Source organism: Thermogutta sp., from assembly GCF_039793925.1.
GTDB lineage: Bacteria > Planctomycetota > Planctomycetia > Pirellulales > Thermoguttaceae > Thermogutta.
Map to the genome: position 1 here is coordinate 1 of NZ_JBAMME010000058.1, position 908 is coordinate 908.

1 protein-coding gene is annotated in these 908 nt (G+C 61.0%); it reads right to left on the minus strand.

Annotated features, from left to right (window positions below; all coding sequences use genetic code 11):
* Positions 1-617: glycosyltransferase family 87 protein (locus ABJK56_RS01755; RefSeq protein WP_347242945.1), on the minus strand; the 617-nt coding region annotated here is incomplete at its 3' end.
* Positions 618-908 lie beyond the last annotated feature (291 nt).

Here is a 908-nt window from a genome sequence, read left to right on the forward strand (position 1 = left end):
CCGCTGACCAGATGGGGCTTATAGATGAGGGCTCCAGTCAGCACTCCGGCCAGGAACCACCGTTTTCTCATCCAGGCGGCGGCCACCCCAGAGGCCAGGAGCATCGTCAGAGTGTGATTTTGCCCGGATTGAAGGCCGGTGAGGAAACAGTACGAGGAGGCGACGGCGAGGCCCAGGCGCAAAGAGGTGAGGCCAGCGGCTTTCAATGCCGGGGGGACAACCCATCGGTCCAGCAGGTAACATGCTGCGGCGAATCCAGCCAGAGTCAGCACTATCCACAGGGTGAGGGCGACAACCGGAGGAAGGGCTGCCAGGAGACTCCAGGCCGCTGCCACGTACGGCGGGCTGATGTACGGAGCGAAGCCCGGAGGCTGGCTGGGCCACACCAACGCCTGCTGGACCTGTTCCTGGACAGCGGGGTCATACAGGTGAAGGCGGTCCGTGCGGTATATCAGTCCTCCGGCGTAATAACTGATGAAGTCCCCAAACATCAGTTGCCCGGTCAGGCCGCCTACCCACCCCCGGTGCATCAGGAGGTTGGCCAGCAGAGCGCTTCCCGCCCCGATCAGCGCCAGAACCGGATAGGCTCGCAGCCGCCGAGAGTTCAAGAAGAACATCCTGCAATGGCCTCCACTGGCAACCGATGAACGAACCTGCGGGCCATTGCGACCCAGAGGAGCCAGAACAGCGTCAGCCAGATGTAACAGAATTGATCCATACTTCCGTTTTGGTCATGCTGGGCATTTCTCACTCCGATCCCCTGAGGCTGCCTGCTCCACCCGTTTGGCCATCAGATACCAGACCAGAAAGAACGGGGCCATCCACACGTAGAAAATCTGGACGAAACTGGTGAACAGGCTGATCCCGTCCACACCCCTATCCAGGTCAGCAGGACGACCATCAGCACG